This window comes from Mannheimia haemolytica (assembly GCF_004342115.1).
Taxonomy (GTDB): Bacteria; Pseudomonadota; Gammaproteobacteria; order Enterobacterales; family Pasteurellaceae; genus Mannheimia; species Mannheimia haemolytica.
In genome coordinates, this window is sequence record NZ_SMAC01000018.1 from 16,285 (window position 1) to 34,866 (window position 18,582).

The 18,582-nt window shown below is 40.3% G+C and carries 15 protein-coding genes; 10 read left to right on the plus strand and 5 right to left on the minus strand.

Going from position 1 to position 18,582, the window contains the following annotated elements; genetic code table 11:
- The first annotated feature begins 39 nt into the window (after positions 1-39).
- Both EDC41_RS07840 and recB read left to right on the plus strand, forming a co-directional pair.
- Positions 40-1,431 (plus strand): MATE family efflux transporter, encoded by a 1,392-nt coding sequence (locus EDC41_RS07840; protein WP_006251089.1) that lies wholly within the window; start codon positions 40-42, stop codon positions 1,429-1,431.
- A gap of 58 nt (positions 1,432-1,489) precedes the next feature.
- Entirely contained in the window at positions 1,490-5,014 is a 3,525-nt protein-coding gene (gene recB, locus EDC41_RS07845; RefSeq protein ID WP_006251088.1) for an exodeoxyribonuclease V subunit beta, read from the plus strand.
- A 41-nt stretch (positions 5,015-5,055) separates the two neighbouring features.
- On the opposite strand, the gene greB is transcribed toward recB, so the two are convergent.
- The 3 genes from greB to EDC41_RS07860 all read right to left on the minus strand — a co-directional run bounded on the left by greB (position 5,056) and on the right by EDC41_RS07860 (position 7,829).
- A complete protein-coding gene (gene greB, locus EDC41_RS07850; RefSeq protein ID WP_006249813.1) occupies positions 5,056-5,538 on the minus strand; it encodes a transcription elongation factor GreB in 483 nt (160 codons plus the stop codon).
- A gap of 50 nt (positions 5,539-5,588) precedes the next feature.
- Positions 5,589-6,869 (minus strand): aminopeptidase PepB, encoded by a 1,281-nt coding sequence (pepB, locus tag EDC41_RS07855; protein ID WP_006251087.1) that lies wholly within the window; start codon positions 6,867-6,869, stop codon positions 5,589-5,591.
- Positions 6,870-7,007: 138 nt separating this feature from the next.
- Entirely contained in the window at positions 7,008-7,829 is an 822-nt protein-coding gene (locus EDC41_RS07860) for a 5'-nucleotidase, lipoprotein e(P4) family (protein WP_006251086.1), read from the minus strand.
- A gap of 147 nt (positions 7,830-7,976) precedes the next feature.
- On the opposite strand from EDC41_RS07860, the gene EDC41_RS07865 reads away from it, so the two are divergent.
- The gene (locus tag EDC41_RS07865) at positions 7,977-8,921 is read left to right on the plus strand and encodes a bile acid:sodium symporter family protein (protein ID WP_006251085.1); all 945 of its coding nucleotides are present in this window, start codon (positions 7,977-7,979) and stop codon (positions 8,919-8,921) included.
- 112 nt (positions 8,922-9,033) lie between these two features.
- Here EDC41_RS07865 and EDC41_RS07870 read toward each other — a convergent pair whose 3' ends face one another.
- Positions 9,034-10,197, minus strand: coding sequence for an efflux RND transporter periplasmic adaptor subunit (locus tag EDC41_RS07870; RefSeq protein WP_006249365.1), 1,164 nt, complete (start codon positions 10,195-10,197; stop codon positions 9,034-9,036).
- Positions 10,198-10,262: 65 nt separating this feature from the next.
- Positions 10,263-11,078: a Cof-type HAD-IIB family hydrolase gene (locus EDC41_RS07875; protein WP_006249366.1), complete on the minus strand. Its 816-nt coding sequence runs from the start codon at positions 11,076-11,078 to the stop codon at positions 10,263-10,265.
- Between the two features lie 483 nt (positions 11,079-11,561).
- Between EDC41_RS07875 and leuA the strand changes: the two genes are divergently transcribed.
- The 7 genes from leuA to upp all read left to right on the plus strand — a co-directional run bounded on the left by leuA (position 11,562) and on the right by upp (position 18,488).
- On the plus strand, positions 11,562-13,106 hold the full coding sequence (gene leuA, locus EDC41_RS07880; RefSeq protein ID WP_006249367.1) for a 2-isopropylmalate synthase: 1,545 nt from the start codon (positions 11,562-11,564) through the stop codon (positions 13,104-13,106).
- Positions 13,107-13,327: 221 nt separating this feature from the next.
- A complete protein-coding gene (gene rpoE / locus EDC41_RS07885; protein WP_006251084.1) occupies positions 13,328-13,900 on the plus strand; it encodes an RNA polymerase sigma factor RpoE in 573 nt (190 codons plus the stop codon).
- A 45-nt stretch (positions 13,901-13,945) separates the two neighbouring features.
- On the plus strand, positions 13,946-14,569 hold the full coding sequence (locus tag EDC41_RS07890; protein WP_006251083.1) for a sigma-E factor negative regulatory protein: 624 nt from the start codon (positions 13,946-13,948) through the stop codon (positions 14,567-14,569).
- A 157-nt stretch (positions 14,570-14,726) separates the two neighbouring features.
- Positions 14,727-15,710: a MucB/RseB C-terminal domain-containing protein gene (locus tag EDC41_RS07895; protein ID WP_006250209.1), complete on the plus strand. Its 984-nt coding sequence runs from the start codon at positions 14,727-14,729 to the stop codon at positions 15,708-15,710.
- Entirely contained in the window at positions 15,707-16,171 is a 465-nt protein-coding gene (locus EDC41_RS07900; protein ID WP_006251081.1) for a SoxR reducing system RseC family protein, read from the plus strand. Before EDC41_RS07895 ends, EDC41_RS07900 begins: the two co-directional genes overlap by 4 nt.
- Positions 16,149-17,834, plus strand: coding sequence for a long-chain-fatty-acid--CoA ligase FadD (gene fadD, locus EDC41_RS07905; RefSeq protein WP_006251080.1), 1,686 nt, complete (start codon positions 16,149-16,151; stop codon positions 17,832-17,834). The genes EDC41_RS07900 and fadD overlap by 23 nt, the downstream gene beginning before the upstream one ends.
- Before the next feature lie 24 nt (positions 17,835-17,858).
- On the plus strand, positions 17,859-18,488 hold the full coding sequence (upp, locus tag EDC41_RS07910) for a uracil phosphoribosyltransferase (protein ID WP_006250206.1): 630 nt from the start codon (positions 17,859-17,861) through the stop codon (positions 18,486-18,488).
- Positions 18,489-18,582: the final 94 nt, after the last annotated feature.

Consider the following 18,582-nt stretch of genomic DNA (forward strand, 5'->3'; position numbering starts at 1 on the left):
CAATCATAAAAACATACTTAGATTTTGAGAGATTAAACCATGAACTTAAGATGGCAAGAATATCCTGAAAATGCCCGCAAATTATTTAAACTATCCCTACCCATTTTTATTTCCCAGCTTTCAGCTTCCGGAATGGGGCTGGCGGATATTGTAATGGCTGGCTTGGTGAGTGATGATGATGTCTCGGCGATTGCGGTAAGTAATTCGATTTACTTTCCGCTCTTTCTGTTTGTGTTAGGGTTGCTGAATGCAATTACCCCAACCGTTTCTTACTTAAACGGCTCGAGCAATCGCCATTTAATTGCTAACCAAGTAAGGCAGGGCTATTGGATTGTGTTTGCAATGTCTATTCCATTAATGGCAATTTTCCTAAACAGCCATCTGATTTTAGACTTAATGCAAACACCGGCTGAGTTTTCAATCAAATCGCAACAATATTTAGCAGTAATGGCAGTTGGGCTTATTCCTGCTTTGCTGGCGGTGAGTTTACGTTGTATGAACGATGGATTATCTAACCCTAAACCTGCGATGCGGATTACCTTTTTCGGTTTATTGCTGAACATTCCGCTAAACTATATTTTCATTTTCGGCAAATTTGGCTTGCCTGAAATGGGAGCGGTAGGCTGTGGTGTAGCAACCGCAATTGTGAACTGGATTATGTTTTTTATGTTGTTGCATTATTGCTACACCAATTCTGCCCAAAAAGATATTCGTTTGTTTGAGAAATGGATTGATGCTCCAAGCGGTCAAATTTTGCTAAAACTTTGCAAATTAGGGCTGCCGATTGCCTTTGCGATTTTTACCGAAGTGATGCTGTTTTCGACCTCATCGCTGTTTCTGTCACCACTTGGTTCACAGGTGGTGGCTAGCCACCAAGCTGCATTGCAAACCAGCTCGCTATTTTTTATGATTCCGATGTCGTTTGGCATTGCAACCACCATTATGATCGGACAAACACTTGGGCAGAAAAATGTGGAGGGGGCGAAAATCTTAAGTTACCACGCACTGATTACCGCAACCGCTTTAGCTATTATTGCCGCCATCATTATTATTTTGTTGAAAAATTTTATCCCTTTTGCGTTTACCAACAACCCGATTTCGATTGCGATTACCGCTCATTTATTGATTTTTGCGGCGGTTTATCAAATACCGGATGCCATTCAAGCGGTAGCAAACGGCATTCTGCGTGGTTATAAACATACCCAACCGATTTTATACGTTACTCTGTTTTGTTATTGGGGGGTGAGTATGCCGCTGGGCTACATTTTGGCAAGAACCGATTGGATTGTACAACCAATGGCTGCTCAAGGTTTTTGGTTAGTCTTTTGTATCGGCTTAAGTTTGGCTGGTGGCTTGTTATTATGGCAAATGCGAAAAATACAAGCGGTGCCAAAAGCACAATTAATTGCAAAATTAGAACGGATTAAATAACAGATTCTCTGCTATGGAACATAGCAGTGCTTTTTACTTTTAGAAGATAACTTTGCTGATGAAAAACCTAAATCCTATCCAACTACCTTTGAATAAATCCGTTTTAATCGAAGCATCGGCAGGTACAGGGAAAACCTTTACCATTGCCAACCTGTATTTGCGTTTATTGCTCGGCATTGGTTGCAACCCGTTAACGGTGGAACAAATTTTGGTGGTGACATTTACCAAAGCAGCAACCGAAGAGTTGAAAAACCGTATCCGTAAAAATATTCAGCAATGTGCCGACTTTTTAAAAGATCAAGCTGATGGTTTGGAAGTGGAAAGTACAAAATCCTATCGAAACAACCTTGATTTTTTGGCACAGATTTATCCGCTCATTCCGAATATTCACGAAGCATTGTTACGTTTAAGTATTGCCGAACGGGAAATTGATACCGCCAGCGTGTTTACCATTCACGGCTTTTGTCAAAAAATGCTGGTTCAGTTTGCGTTTGAGTCGGGCGTGCGGTTTGACTTGGATTTACAGCCAAACCAAAGTGATCTACTTAAAAAATTAAGTGAAGAAGTCTGGCGAGAGCAATTCTATCCGCAAGATTTAGCCATCACTTATGCGGTTGCCGAACAACTTGGTACGCCGGAATATGCCCTCAATGCGGTAAGGCGTTATTTATCTACTGAATTACCTGAACCAAATGCCTCTTTAAATCAAGATATTGCCGAGCATTTGGCTCAATATCAGCAGTTTATTAATGAGGTGAAATCCTATTGGAAAACGCATTCAGATGAACTGGTTGAAACTATCCGCCACGATTTAAAGCATAAAATTACGCTGCACGGAGGTTGGTATCGAGCGACCACTTTTGAAGCCGGTGTGGAAGTGATGAACCAGTGGGCTAATTCGCAACATAACCATTTCCCGGCAGGGCTTTATTTATTCACTACAGAGAAAATTGCGGCTGGCACGAAAAAGAGCTGTGAGCCGATAGATTCCCCTCATCTTGCAAAAAATCAGGCTTTTTTGACCGCTTACAAGGAACGTTTTGAAAACAGCTTGTCAGCAATGTTGCAGTATCAATTTTTAATTGCTCTCAAAGCAAAATTGGCAGAGTACAAACAATCGCACCCACAACGCAGTTTTGATGATTTACTCACAATGCTAAACCAAGCGTTGAAAAATCTACACACGGGCGAAGCCTTGGCTCAGAAAATTCGGGCGATGTATCCTTTTGCGATGATCGATGAGTTCCAAGATACCGATTTAACCCAATATGAAATTTTCAGCCAAATTTTTATGGCAGAGAATGCAGAGAACGGCTTTATTATGATTGGCGACCCGAAACAGTCGATCTATAAATTCCGTGGGGCGGATATTTTCACGTATTTGCGAGCAGCAAAGCAGGCTGATGAACAATTCACATTGGGCAAAAACTGGCGTTCGTTGCCTGAAGTGGTGCAAGCGGTCAATAATTTGTTTTCTTTTGCAAATGATAACTCTCCGTTTCTTTATGAGGATATTGGCTTTCACCCAGTGGAGGCTGATAGCCAAAAAGGTCAGTTAGTTAGTGAGCAAGGGCATTTTGTAGGCTACATCACGGAAAACAGTAAATTAGATGATTTGGCTGAAATGTGTGCTTATCAAATTCATCAACAGCTTGAGGCGATGGCTCAAGGCAAATTCGGAGTTGAAAAAAACGGCGAATTTCAATCCTTTGCTGCAAAAGATATTGCGATTTTAGTCCGAAAAGGTTCACAAGCTAAGCGAATCAAAAAGGCGTTGGCAAAACGTAATATCAAATCCGTCTATTTAGCTGAATCAGCTTCTGTATTTGGTTCGGAAATTGCAACAGAATTGTGTTGGTTATTGCAAGCCGCACTGAATCCGTATCATTACAAGGCATTATTATCGGCGTTAGGCTCAACCTTGTGGGGCTTAACGGCGGCAGAGATCCACCGCTATAAGGAAAATGAGCAACTTTGGGATCTGAAAGTCAATCAGTTTGTGGAATACAGCAACATTTGGAAAGAGCAGGGCGTTCTGCCGATGTTGCATAAAATCTACTTAGAGCAGGGCATTATCGAACGTTTGAAAGGTTTGGAAAATGCGGATCGCTTGATTACGGATTTATTGCATTTAACCGAAATTTTGCAGGAAACCTCGCAAGCGTTAGAGTCTGAAGCTGAACTGTTGCGGTGGTATGAAAAGCAAGTTAATTCGCCCGATTTTAATGACGAGCAACAACTTCGGTTGGAAAGTGAAGAGGAGCTAATCAAAATTGTGACGATTCACGGCTCGAAAGGCTTGCAATATCCAATTGTTTGGTTACCTTTTGTTTCACAAAAAAGTGAGGGAGACACGCAGACAGCATTAAGTTTATATCGCAATTCTCAAGGTGCGCTGGATTGGTGTTTAGGCTCAGAAGAGGCAAGTTTTTCGCTACAGTATGAGGCTTATGCGGAAGATTTACGTTTGCTGTATGTGGCATTAACCCGCGCGGAATCTCAGCTTAACTTAGTGTTGCCGAAAGAGATTTCCGGCTGGTCTCCACTCCATTACTTGTTAGCAGACGGGGAAATACCTACAGGAAAAGTGCCTGTTTCAGATTATTTTAGCCAAAAACGGATTGCTGCTAATTTGGTTGAAGTAGCCGGGGAATTACCTTTCTCACTGTGGGAAGGAGAACAATCTTCAGACGATTACCAAGCAAAAACCTTTAGTGGCAATATCCGTGTGGTTGGTCAAATTACCAGCTTTACTTCACTTTATGCCCAACACGAGCGTTTTAGTGAAGGGAAATCAGAAAGGGTAATGGATTTAGCCCAAGATCGAGATGTACATATAGAAACCATTGAGGCAGGTTATTCAAGTGAAACTGCCGCTTTCTCGCCATTCCAATTCCCACACGGTATTAAAGTGGGCACGGTGTTACATCACTTTTTTGAGCATTGCCAATTTAACGAACAAATTGATAGAGAGGCTGTTGCTAAAGTATGCGAGCAATTAGGGCTAAGTGAGGAATGGATTGAACCAACAGCATTATGGTTTGAGCGTATTCTAACTACCCCTTTGGCAGAGGCAAATTTCTGCTTAAAAGCGATTGATGAAACCAAACGATTAAACGAGTGGCAATTCTATTTACGCTTAAAAAATGATAAAGCCTTACATCAATTAAATGCGTTATTAAAGCAACATAGCCCTTTAGCAAAAACTTTACCTGAATTGCAATTACCGCAATTAGAAGGTTTTGTGCGAGGCTTTGTAGATTGTATCGTGCAAGTGGAGGAGAAATTCTACTTAATTGATTACAAATCGAATTTCTTAGGCTATCTGCCACAAAATTATGCGAAAGAACACATTCAACGGGAAATGGGCAGACAACGCTATGATTTGCAATATCTGCTTTACACTCTCGCCTTACACCGTTATCTAACTGCCCGTTTAGGTGAAAAATACGATTATGAACGAGACTTCGGCGGAGTGGCTTACTTGTTCTTAAGGGCAATGAACGGCGAAAATGATAACGGCGTTTATTTTGACAAGCCGACTAAGCAGTTGATTGAAGAAATGGATCGGTTGTTTGGGTAAATATGTGTAGGGGCGAAAATTTTTCGCCCCTTTATGGGTAATTAACTCGCTTGCTCATACCAAATCTTATTGATATAAAGCAACACTTTACCAAGCGGAGTTTCTACCCTAATTTCATCATCAACCTGTTTGCCGATTAAGGCTCGGGCGACAGGGGAGTCAATCGAAATCCAGTTTTTTGCTGGGTCGAACTCATCGCAACCAACAATACGGTACTGTTTTGCCTCGCCCTCTTCATTTTCTAATTCCACCCAAGCGCCGAAAAAGACTTTGCCTTCTTGTTTAGGGTGATAATCAACAATTTGTAGCACCTCTAGCCGCTTAGATAAAAAACGCACACGGCGGTCGATTTCTCTCAAACGGCGTTTGCCGTAAATATATTCGGCATTTTCGCTTCGATCACCCAATGCGGCAGCATCAGACACCGCTTGAGTCACTTTCGGGCGTTCTTCCCGCCATAGAAATTTTAATTCCTGATCTAAGGCTTGCCAGCCTGAACGGGTAATGTAATTTGATTTAGCCATAGTTATTTAATTGTTTATGGAGCAAATAGTGATTTGCCCCTACGAAGTTTCTATTTTGAAAGCAATAAATTCGCTACTGTTCTTATTCCCAGTCCGGTTGCTCCTGCCGCCCATAAATCGCTCGCCGTTTTGCGGAATGTGGCAGAGGCGTCAATATGTAGCCAGTTTTGCTGGTAGTTTTCTACAAAGTAAGATAAAAATGCGGTGGCGGTACTTGCCCCAGCCCCCACCGGCACAGAGCCGATATTGGCGATGTTTGCAAAGGAAGAAGCAATTTGCCCACGGTGAAATTCTTCAAACGGTAAACGCCAGAACGGTTCATTTTCCGTTTTGGCAGACTTAAATAGTGCTTCGGTTAGGTTGTCGTCCATTGAAAGCACCGAGTGGTAGTCATTGCCGACTGCGACTTTTGCTGCTCCTGTGAGGGTTGCAGCATCAATAATAAATTGTGGATTTTGCTTGCACGCATCAATTAAACCATCGGCAAGCACTAAACGCCCTTCAGCATCGGTGTTTAAAACTTCAACAGTTACGCCATTGCGGTAAGTGATAATATCGCCTAATTTGAACGCATTGTGGCTGACCATATTTTCCGCACAGCAGAGGTAGAGTTTCACTCGTTTATTCAAGCCTCGAGCAATGGCAAAAGCAAGTGAGCCGGTTAAAAGTGCCGCTCCGCCCATATCGGTTCGCATTGTGCTCATACTATCGCTTGGTTTTAGACTATAACCGCCGGTGTCAAAGGTAATGCCTTTGCCGACCAAGCAAGCCAGTACCTGTGCGTTTTCATCGTTGGTTGGGTTGAAGTCTAATACTAAGAATGCAGGCGGATTGGCAGAGCCTTTTCCAACTGTCCAAATGCCGTGATAGCCTTGTTCTTGTAATGCTTCGCCACGAATGATCTGGTAAGAAACCGTATTCGGTTTTGCCATTTTTTGGATAAACTCGACCGCTTGTTCGGCTAATTTTTCAGGGGTTAATTTATCTGATGGCTTATTAATTAATTCACGCACGAAAGTGGCACATTTTACACGGTTATCAAATTCGGCTTGCTGTTCGTCTAAGTCTGGGTATTGTACCGAGCCTTGATTTTTTACCGAATGAAATCCTTGATGAAACGCCCAGCAGGATTTTAAATCCCAACTATCGCCGGTCAGCTCCACGGTTGAAATACCTTGATTTTTAATTTTGCGGGCGGCTTTTTGAATAGTGGCTAAATCGTTGTTCGGATTATGTACGGTAAACCCCGCATCATTTGCGGAAAGAATAGCATTTTTACCCCAAATTTCAGGGGCGTTTTGAGTAGAAAGTGAAATTTTCATTGCTGTCATTATCGGTTTCCTTAGAAAATGGATTTTGCTTTATCCTAACAAACTTTTGCAAAGTTTTATACAAAAATGACCGCTTGCAGAGCATAGCCTTGACAAGCGGTCATTGTTTCGCGTTTTTACAACCTGATTAAGGACGGATTATTTGCCGTCCCAAGCTTTAATTGCATTGTGGCGGATTTTAACACGGCTTTCAGCATTGCCTTTGTAGTAATCTTTATCTAAACCGCCTTCCCAGTCGCCATAGTTCGGGTTCGGTAACATAATGAATTTTTTACCGAATTGTTGGCTGTTTTCGGCTACGAATGCACGGCGTTCCGCGTTTGATTTACGGTAAGTCGCATCGCCGAAATCGTTTAAGTTGTCGCCAATATAGAGCACGATTTCATAGCCTTGTTTTTCGATTTCTTCAAAGCGAGGGGTTTTGTTCGATTTGTCTTTTTTCAACAAGAGTGTTTGTTCGCTCACACCACTAAAGCCTAATTTGTTCATATCATCAATAGTACCGGCTTTTTCACTGCTGTCTTTACGGTTTGAAACATAGAACATAGTTCCTTTGTGGCTATTAACGTAGTTGTTAAATTCCACTGCACCGGCAATCGCTCCGGTTTGGCGGGCATTTACCCAACGAGTCCAGCTTTCACCATCAAACGGCTTGTGGTTTTTAACTTTCCAGCCGGCATAAAGGCTGTTGTCCACCATAGTTTCATCTAAATCTACTACCACGGCTTTTTTCTTGCCTTTTTTCACTTTGGCTTGGTCGAATGCCACTTTCGCTGCATTGAATGCTTGATGGGCAAGAGCTTGGTATTCGCCGGATTGTTGCATCCAGTTTATCCCTAATGTAGCTTGCTCTTGCAACACCATTTGATGATGCTCATCGCTGTTTTTATGCGTGTGCGAACAAGCAGTTAATACAAATAAAGCTGTGAGGCTCATAGCAGAAAGTTTGATGTTTTTCATACGTATATCCTTAGTTTTATTGTTGATAAACAGAGCGATTATACCTAAAAAGAGTTGCTTATGGCTAATAGTTTATTGCTCCTATTCACTTTTAAAGCAAACTAAGGTAGCCTAGTAACCTTTTTATAACAATTACACAGAGGCTATATGCAAACATTATTAAAATTTACACAATTTATCAGCAAAACCTTCGCCATTTGGGTGGTGTTTTTTGCTTTTATCGCAGCACAATTTCCGGAAACCTTTAAGCAATTCCTGCCTTGGATTCCTTATCTGTTAGGGATTGTGATGTTGGGAATGGGGTTAACCTTAACTTTCAAAGATTTTGCCGAGGTAACGAAAAATCCGAAATCAGTGATTATCGGCGTGATCGCTCAATTCGTGGTAATGCCGAGTGTAGCTTATGGATTGGCAAAAGCATTTAACTTACCCGCAGATTTAGCCATTGGTGTGATTTTAGTTGGTTGTTGCCCGGGCGGTACTTCTTCAAACGTGATGACCTATTTGGCTCGTGGCAACACAGCGTTATCGGTAGCTTGTACCACTATTTCAACTTTACTTGCCCCAGTGCTTACGCCGGCAATTTTCTATTTATTTGCCAGCCAATGGTTAGAAATTAATGCAACGGCAATGTTTATTTCGGTGTTGCAAATGGTGCTATTGCCAATTTTTGTGGGCGTGGTGATTCGTACTATTTTCAAACAAAAAGTAGAGCAATTTAGCCAAACAATGCCATTAATTTCAGTGATTGCAATCGTATTAATTGTCACGGCGGTGGTGTCAGTTAGCCGAGATCGTATTATTGAATCCGGTTTATTAATTTTTGCGGTAGTAGCATTACACAACGGTTTAGGTTATTTAATCGGTTATTTGGCGAGCCGTTTATTAAAATTACCGATTGCAGACAGCAAAGCGGTGGCGATTGAAGTGGGGATGCAAAACTCAGGATTGGGGGCAGCACTTGCCGCATTACACTTTAAAGCCAACCCTATCATTGCGGTGCCAAGTGCGGTATTTAGCTTCTGGCACAATATTTCAGGCCCGATTTTGGCGATGATTTTCGCTAAAATGAAAAACGATAACGAAAAATAAAATTCGTTTTAATACAGACGTTTTAATGTTTTAATAAAGAATAGACAAACGGTTAAATTTTTCTAATTTTTTGCAAAATGTTCAGAAAATTTAACCGCTTGTTGTTTAGAATTTAGAACATTCTTGGTCCACGTGCAGTGCTGATTTTTTCATCATCCGCTCTTTGGGTAACAATCACTTGATCACCCTCATTTAAGCCTGCTAATACTTCGGTATTTTGCGTATCCGAAATGCCAATTTGGATTTTTCTTTCAACCGACTGCTCATTTTCCAGCACCAACACATAATTCTCTTTACCACGTTTTTTGATTACGCTGGTGGGTACAACTAAAACCTGTTCCCGTTTATCAATAGTAATTTGGGCTTGAGTAGTCATTCCGATGCGTAAACTGTTATCGGCATTATCAACGGAAACATTAGCGTAGTAATAAACCGCTTCGGTATTACCCGATTGTTCGGTGTAGTTATTATCGGTCAGCGTGGTGAGTGCCGGATCAACTGAATCAATGGTAGCACTATATTCTCGATTTGGCTCAGCAAGGGTGGAAAACTTAACTTTTTGCCCGACTTTAACCTGTGCAATATCGCCCTCCGAAATTTCAAGTTTAATCAGCATCTTAGATAAATCTGCTACCTGTACAATAGTTGGCGAAGTTTGATTGGAATTGACCGTTTGCCCGACAGAAACCGGTACAGACACAATCACGCCGTCCATTGGCGAGATAATTTGCGTATAAGTTAAGTTGGTTTTAGCATCGTTTACCGAAATTTCAGCCGATTTTAATTGTGCTTTAATGTTATCCACCGTGGCTTTGGCTGAAGCTAAGGTATTTTTAGCCGTTTCAAGATCGTTTAAAGAGGCACTATTTGCCCGATAGAGTTTATTTAAGCGGTTGTAGTTCGATTGAGCTACTTCAAGTGCAACCTGTGCAGAGGTGAGCTGTGCTTTATAAGAAGAAAGCCGGGCTTGAGCGGTGCTTAAGGTGTTGCTCTGGTTGCTGGAATCAATATCTGCAATTAAATCTCCTTGCTTCACCGATTGCCCGAGCTCGACATAGAGTTTTTGGATTTTGCCCGAAACTTGAGCCCCCACTTCGGTGCGTTTATTCGCTCGAACCGAACCGGTTGCCAGCACATTTTTGTTAATTTCTGCCCGTGTGACAGCTTGGGTAATGTAATGGATTTGCGGTTTATTGGTTTGTTGCTGATAATAAAAATAGCCGCCTATTCCGAGAGCGGCAATTAGCACAAGAGTGGCTAATGTTTTACGTTTCATACTGTTCCTTGATGATATACAAGCGGTCAAATTTAGACAAAAATTTGCAAAAAAGTTGCTCTCAACTAAACAATGCCAAATGTGGCTCGAAGATAGCTTGCCACCGCTTCATCTTTGTTAAAGCCAATCACTTCATTATTCGGTAATACGGCTTTTAAACGTGGATCGGCATTACCCATTAAACAACCTTTGCCGGCTAAACTTAGCATTTCCACATCATTCATACCGTCACCAAAAGCGATACAATCGGCTAAGGTGTAGCCCCGTAATTTGACCAATTCGGCGAGAGCATTGGCTTTACACACTCCTTTTGCCATCACTTCAAGGCAAAGTAGGGCAGAGTAGGTCATTTGCACACGGTCGCCATAGGTATCCCGAATATAATGTTCAATCGGTACTAAAGCTTCAGCAGTTTTGCCGATAAAAAACACTTTCTCGGTATTTCGACCGTGATGATGAGCAAAATTTACTACTTGATAGCTAAATCCTGAATCTTGATGGAATTTTTTTAACTCTGCAATCTCTTTATTGATAAACCATTCATCGCCTTGATAGCTGTTTAAGCACACATTTTGGTCGTCAAATTCAATGTTCATTAATTCAAAGGCAAGATCTTCCGGTAAATAATGGTTGAGAATTTTTTTACCCTCTAAATTGTTGGCTCTTGCCCCGTTTGAAGTGACTAACATTGCATTTTTAACGTTTACTTTCCCAATAATCTGAGACACATCTGGATGATTGCGACCGGTGGCGAAAAAAATATCAACACCTTTTTTTGATAGTTGTTCTAATGTATCAATAGTGAAATCACCAATTTTATGATTGGCATTTAATAGTGTGCCATCAAGATCGGAAATAATTGCACGAAATGGGAGAGTCATAATCTATTCCTAACAATAAAATAATATCAAAGGCTACCAAATTTGATCTGAAACTTCAAAGAAAACAAATTTTTTTACAAAAATATCATTAAATTCTAAATATTTGTTTTATTATTAAAATTAATTCTTTGTATCATTTTGCTTAAATGAAATAGTTTTTTTTACTAATAAGTTGGATTTATTCAATATAATAATCTGGTATGACTTGAATTAATGGGCTGGTAAACGGTTGTGTGAAGAGAAAAATGCTATTGACATTGATTTGGATAAGGATAATATACACCTCAACTACTGAATAACAATGCAAACATAAACACACAACACAACATGGAAAAATTTACCTTACTCCGATTATCTCTGTTATCGTATTTTGTGCGAGGATAAAGATTGATTGGAAAAAGTAAATGGACTATCCACATTCTTGCCCGCACCTTAAAATGCGGGCTTTTTTTATCAAATAAAAACACCTAAAAAGAGGCTTCTATGAGCAACAATAACATTATTATTTTTGATACGACTTTACGTGATGGTGAGCAATCATTAAAAGCAAGTTTAACCGTAAAAGAAAAATTGCAAATTGCCCTTGCTTTAGAACGTTTAGGGGTTGATGTGATGGAAGTCGGTTTTCCAGTTTCTTCAGCGGGCGATTTTGAATCAGTACAAACCATCGCTCGTCATATCAAAAACAGCCGGGTGGCGGCGCTTTCCCGAGCGGTTGCAAAAGACATTGATGCAGCTTATGAAGCCTTAAAAGTAGCAGAAGCATTCCGTATCCATACCTTTATTGCCAGCTCGGCATTACACGTTGAGGCTAAATTAAAACGTTCATTTGATGATGTAGTCGAAATGGCGGTTGCAGCGGTAAAACGCGCCAGAAATTATACTGATGATGTTGAGTTTTCCTGTGAAGATGCTGGGCGTACTGGAATTGATAACATCTGCCGCATTGTAGAAGCTGCCATTAATGCCGGTGCAACCACAGTGAATATTCCGGATACAGTCGGTTTCTGTTTACCGAATGAATACGGCAATATTATCCACCAAGTGATGAACCGTGTTCCGAATATCGATAAAGCGATTGTCTCTGTTCACTGCCATAACGATTTAGGTATGGCTACCGCCAACTCATTGACAGCGGTGCAAAACGGAGCGAGACAGATTGAGTGTACTATCAACGGTATTGGCGAACGTGCCGGTAACACCGCTCTTGAAGAAGTGGTAATGGCAATTAAAACCCGCCAAGAATTTATGGGGGTTGATACCCGCATTAATACCCAAGAAATTCACCGTGTCAGCCAAATGGTCAGCCAGCTTTGCAATATGCCGATTCAGCCGAACAAAGCGATTGTCGGTAGCAATGCCTTTGCTCACTCTTCAGGTATTCACCAAGACGGTATGCTGAAAAATAAAAATACTTATGAAATTATGTCGCCGGAAACCATCGGCTTGAAAAAAGAGAAGCTGAATTTAACTGCCCGTTCAGGTAGAGCAGCGGTGAAAGGGCATATGGCTGATATGGGTTATACGGAAACGGATTACGATTTAGATAAACTTTATGAGGCCTTCTTGCAACTTGCTGATAAAAAAGGGCAAGTGTTTGATTATGACTTAGAAGCTCTTGCCTTCATTGATATGCAGCAAGGCGATGAAGACCGCTTAAAATTAGATGTAATTACCACCCAACTAATCAGCGGTTTACCGGCTTCGGCTTTTGTACAGGTGGAATTAGACGGCGTTCGTCAAAGTGCTACATCTCAAGGGGGAAATGGTCCAGTTGAGGCAACTTACAATGCCATTATGAACATTGTGGGAATGGAGCTAAAAATGTCGCACTATAATCTGACTGCGAAAGGCGAAGGAGCAGAAGCATTAGGGCAAGTGGATATTGTAGTGGAATATGAAGGTCGAAAATTCCACGGTGTGGGTTTGGCAACCGATATTGTGGAATCTTCAGCCCGAGCTTTAATTCACGCCATTAATGCGATTTACCGTTCACAAAAAGTGGCAGATTTAAAAGCGAAGAAATAACTTATAGAGCGAAAGCATAACATAGACAAGCGGTCGGATTTTTTGAAATTTTTGCAAAATTTCGCTAAAATCCGACCGCTTGCTTAGTTTATTAAGTAGGTTTTATCTAGGAATGTAAAAAATTACACAATTTTTCAAATTTTTTGAACTTTTGTCATAAAGCACACACTAACAAAGTGTGCAATGGAAAATGACATATTGATATTTAGGAGAGTCCGCAGTTGAGCGAACAGATCACCGACCAAGAATTAGTCGAAAAAGCACAAAAAGGTGATAAAAAAGCATTTAATTTACTTGTTGTACGTTATCAAAATAGAGTAGCCGGTTTGCTGACTCGTTATGTTGCAAGAGATGATATTCCGGACATTGTGCAAGAATCTTTTATTAAAGCCTATCGTTCTTTAGAGTCTTTCCGTGGCGAAAGTGCTTTTTATACGTGGCTTTATCGCATTGCAGTGAATACTGCGAAAAATCATTTAACCTCTTTAGGCAGAAGACCGCCAAAAGAAGATATTCTTGCCGAAGACGCTGAAAGTTATGATGTAGGCGCGCAACTTCGTGAAAGTGATACGCCAGAGAATTTGATATTATCCGAGGAATTAAAGAAAGTCGTGTTTGATACGATTGAAAATTTACCTGATGAGCTTAAAACCGCCATTCGTTTAAGAGAATTGGAAGGGCTAAGTTACGAAGAAATCGCAGAAGTGATGGAATGTCCGGTTGGTACTGTACGTTCCCGTATTTTCCGAGCAAGGGAAGCGATTGATGCTAAAATCAAGCCACTTATGCAATAGATAGAAAGATTATTTTAGAAGAGATTTAAATCATTGGAGTCAATTATGCAAGAACGCATCACTCAACAAAATGAACGCCTTTCAGCTTATATGGATGGGCAAAATGTTGATACAGCATTTGTAGAAACATTAACTAACAGCCCTGAATTACAGCAAAAATGGGCAAGTTATCACACTATTCGTAGTGTGATGCAAGGTGATGAGATCATTTTAGGGACAGATTTCTCTGCTAAAATGGAAGCATTACTGGAAAATGAAGAAATTGAATCTCAAGCAAATGTAGAGAAATCTAAAGGCTTATTGCTCAAGCTCAAGCGTTGGGGAACTCCAATTATGCAAGCCGGTATTGCAGCTTCAGTGTGCTTAGTTGCGGTATTAGGGGTTAATTCAATGAATGCGAGTGATGAAATGGCTCAAACGCAACAACCAGTATTACAAACATTGCCATTTAGCAATTCAGTTGAAGCGGTAAGTTATAATGCGCCAGTTCAAGATCAACCAACAGAAGAACAGTTAGAGCTTCAACAGCGTAAGATTAATGCGTTATTAGAAAACCATGAGTTACAACGCCGTACTAATAACGTTAAAAATTTAACCTTATCTGAGGAAGAAAAGCAAAAAGCACAAACTTCTTCCAATACAGAATCAGAGCCAAATATACAAAAATAATAGGTAAAATAAGTTACTGAAAGCCACATAATTTATCCATAATTATGTGGCTTTTTGTATGTAAATGTAGCGAAAAAATAAGAAATAACCAACAAGTAGCGAAATAGTGAAAATTTTTTGCTAAAATAACCTAAGTTAATTTGGCTTGAGAATAAATATGCTTTTTAAGATAAAAAAATACTTATTGTTGTTTTGGGTTATTTCTGCCTGCTATACATTTGCTTGGGCAGAATCAACTATTAAAACACCATTAGCATATTTAACGGCTATGTCAGAAGCACATAAAAAATCCACTTATGAATTAGTTTATATTCTTCAACAGGGAAGTGATACAGAATCTTTCCGTTTACGTCATGCTTTTACCCATAATAAAGAATATGCCCAATTACTGAATTTAGATCACAGCCGAGAAGAAATTATTTTAAAAAATAACAAGGTCAGCTATTTGGGGTATAATTTTCGTCCTTTTAGTTTAAATAGTTCACAGATTTTAGATAACCTCCCTAATGTACTTTACACAGATTATGCAAATTTAAAAGGTTATGCCTTTTTAGATGCTGGTAAAGATCGTATTTCTGACCGAATTACAAAGGTAATTCGTATGAAGCCAAATGATACTTTAAGATATGCCTATATACTATGGATTGATGAAGAAACACATTTATTACTTAAAAGCCAAGTCTTGAATATGGATAATTTGGTATTAGAAGAATTCAGAGTTTTGCAACTTTATCAATCTCCAGAATTGGATAGGATTGCAAATGTAATAGAATCACTAATGTTACCAACATTAACGACAGTGAAAAAAGAAGAATTTCCTAAGTCTGATGGTTGGCAGGTGAAGTGGTTGCCGACAGGGTTTAGGTTAATTCAGCAACAAACAGTCACAGGTGCGACATATCAAGTGGAAAGTGAGTATGTAGATAGCAGAGTATATAGTGATGGTTTATCTACATTAACTATTTATATTATGCCTAGCCAAGGCGTGAGTTTTAATGAGTACGCTTGGCAACAAGGTAAATTAACGATTTTAAATCAAACGATTAATGATAGAGATATTGTGATTATTGGTGATGTGCCGTTGCAATCGGCTAAGCAAATTATGAACAATATTGGTTTTAAGGAAGGAGCTCAGCCATGATGATCGAACAGGCTACGGTAGTGGAATATCAGAATGGTGTGGCTATTGTACAATGTTATGCTAAAAGTAGCTGTGGTGGCTGTGCAGCTCAGTCTGCTTGTGGCAGCAAAGCATTATCAGCATTAGCAGGTGAAAAAATTGACCCTCGTTTTCGTATTGAGGTAGATGAACCCCTAAAAGTAGGCGATAAGGTTGAACTAGGGTTAGCTGAAAATATCTTGCTCAAAAGCGTGTTTTTAATTTATGGCATTCCTCTGCTGGTTCTTGTGATGACAGCGGTCGGATTTTCGCAATTTTTTGCAAATGAGCTTATTGTTTTATTTATAATGTTGCTTTCAACAGGTATAACATTCTGGGCTGTAAGAAAATTGATTCATAAACACAGCAAACAAGCAAATTTTTCACCTATCTTTTTAGGTAAGGTTTTAGGAGACTATAATGGAAAAAATATGGCTAAATAATTATCCGCCTTATTCACCAAAAACGATTGAAACAGATCAATATGAATCTTTAGTGGAAATGTTTGAAGCAGCGATACAACGCCACCCTGATATTCCAGCTTATATTAATATGGGGCAGGTTTTAACGTTCCGTAAATTGGAAGAACGAAGCCGCTCGTTTGCCGCTTATTTGCAAAATGAATTACGCCTGAAAAAAGGTGATCGAATCGCATTGATGATGCCGAATTTATTGCAATATCCGATCGCTTTATTTGGCGCATTACGTGCCGGGCTTGTGGTGGTGAATGTCAACCCGCTTTATACGCCGCGTGAATTAGAACATCAATTAAATGACAGTGGTGCGAAAGCGATTGTGATAGTCTCGAACTTCGCGACTACCTTAGAAAAAATTGTCTTTAATACTGAGATTAAGCACGTTATTTTGACCCGAATGGGCGACCAACTTTCATTCGGCAAACGCACCTTAGTCAATTTTGTGGTGAAATACATCAAAAAATTAGTGCCGAAATATAAATTGCCACATGCGGTCAGCTTCCGTGAAGCCTTAAGCATTGGCAAACAGCGTCAATATGTAAAACCGAATATTGTCAGCCAAGATCTCGCCTTTTTACAATACACTGGCGGTACTACAGGTGTAGCGAAAGGGGCAATGCTGACTCATCAAAACTTAATTGCTAATATGATGCAGGCAAAATGGATTGTTGAGCCATTGTTGGGTAATTCTGCCAATATGATTGGATTGGTACCTTTACCGCTGTATCACGTCTTAGCACTTTCGATGAATTGCTTGCTCTTTATCGAATTAGGACTTACCGGATTATTAATTACTAATCCGCGCGATATTCCAGGCTTTATTAAAGAATTAAAAAAGTACAAAGTTTCAGTGATTACTGGGGTAAATACATTGTTTAATGCATTACTTAATCACGAAAGTTTTAAAGAGGTTGATTTTTCACACCTAAAATTAAGTGTAGGTGGCGGTGCAGCGATCCAATCTAGCGTGGCAAAACGCTGGCACGATTTAACCGGCGTACATATTATCGAAGGTTATGGAATGACAGAATGTTCTCCGCTGATTAGTGCAACCCGTGGCGATTCGGTGGAATATTCCGGCTCTATTGGCGTGCCAGTGCCAAATACTGACATTCGTATTGTGGATGATGAAGGCAAAGAAGTACCACTCGGCGAACGGGGCGAGCTGGTGGTGAAAGGGCCGCAAGTAATGCAAGGCTATTGGAACCGTCCTGATGAAACGGCACAAGTGCTACAAGATGGTTGGATGGCAACCGGTGACATTGTGGTAATGGGGGATGATCTGAACTTACGCATTGTTGATCGTAAAAAAGATATGATTATTGTCTCCGGTTTTAATGTGTACCCAACCGAAATTGAAGAAGTGATTTCCCAAAACCCAAAAGTGAATGAAGTAGTGGCGATTGGTGTGCCGAGTGAGGCTTCCGGCGAAAGCATTAAAATTTTTGTAACCAAAAAAGATGAAAGTTTAACCCGAGATGAATTGAGAACCTATTGTCGTCAATTCTTAACCGGCTACAAAATTCCAAGAGACATCGAATTCCGTGACGAATTACCAAAAAGTAATGTTGGTAAAATTCTTCGCCGAGTGTTAAGAGACGAAGAATTAGCAAAGGTGAATAAGGCTTAAATTACCCTAATTAAGGAGCTTAAAATGAAAATTGTTGAAGTAAAACACCCGCTTGTAAAGCATAAATTGGGCTTAATGCGTGAAGCGGAAATCAGCACCAAAGATTTCCGTGAGCTAGCGAATGAAATTGGTAGTCTGCTTACTTACGAAGCAACCAAAGATCTGGAAATGGAAAGTGTGGAGATCAATGGCTGGAGCGGAGAGAAAATTGCGGTTGAGCGAATTAAAGGCAAAAAAGTGACTGTTGTGCCGATTCTGCGTGCTGGCTTAGGTATGATGGACGGTGTGTTAGAGCATATTCCAAGTGCCAGAATTAGTGTGGTTGGGATTTATCGTGACGAAGAAACCTTAAAGCCCGTGCCGTATTTCTCCAAACTAGCCAACGATGTTGATGAGCGTTTAGCCATTATCACCGACCCAATGCTTGCAACCGGTGGCTCAATGGTAGCAACCATTGACCTCCTGAAAAAAGCAGGCTGTAAGCAGATTAAAGTGCTAGTGTTAGTTGCCGCTCCAGAGGGGATTAAAGTATTAGAAGCCGCCCACCCAGATGTTGAACTCTACACCGCCTCAATCGATAGTCACTTAAACGAAAACGGCTATATCATTCCAGGCTTAGGCGATGCAGGGGATAAAATTTTCGGCACCAAGTAACATCAAAACTAAGTAACAGCAAAACAAGTAAAGCTGATTTAAACAAGCGGCCATTTTTCACTAAAGATTTGCAAATCTTGGTAGAAAAATGACC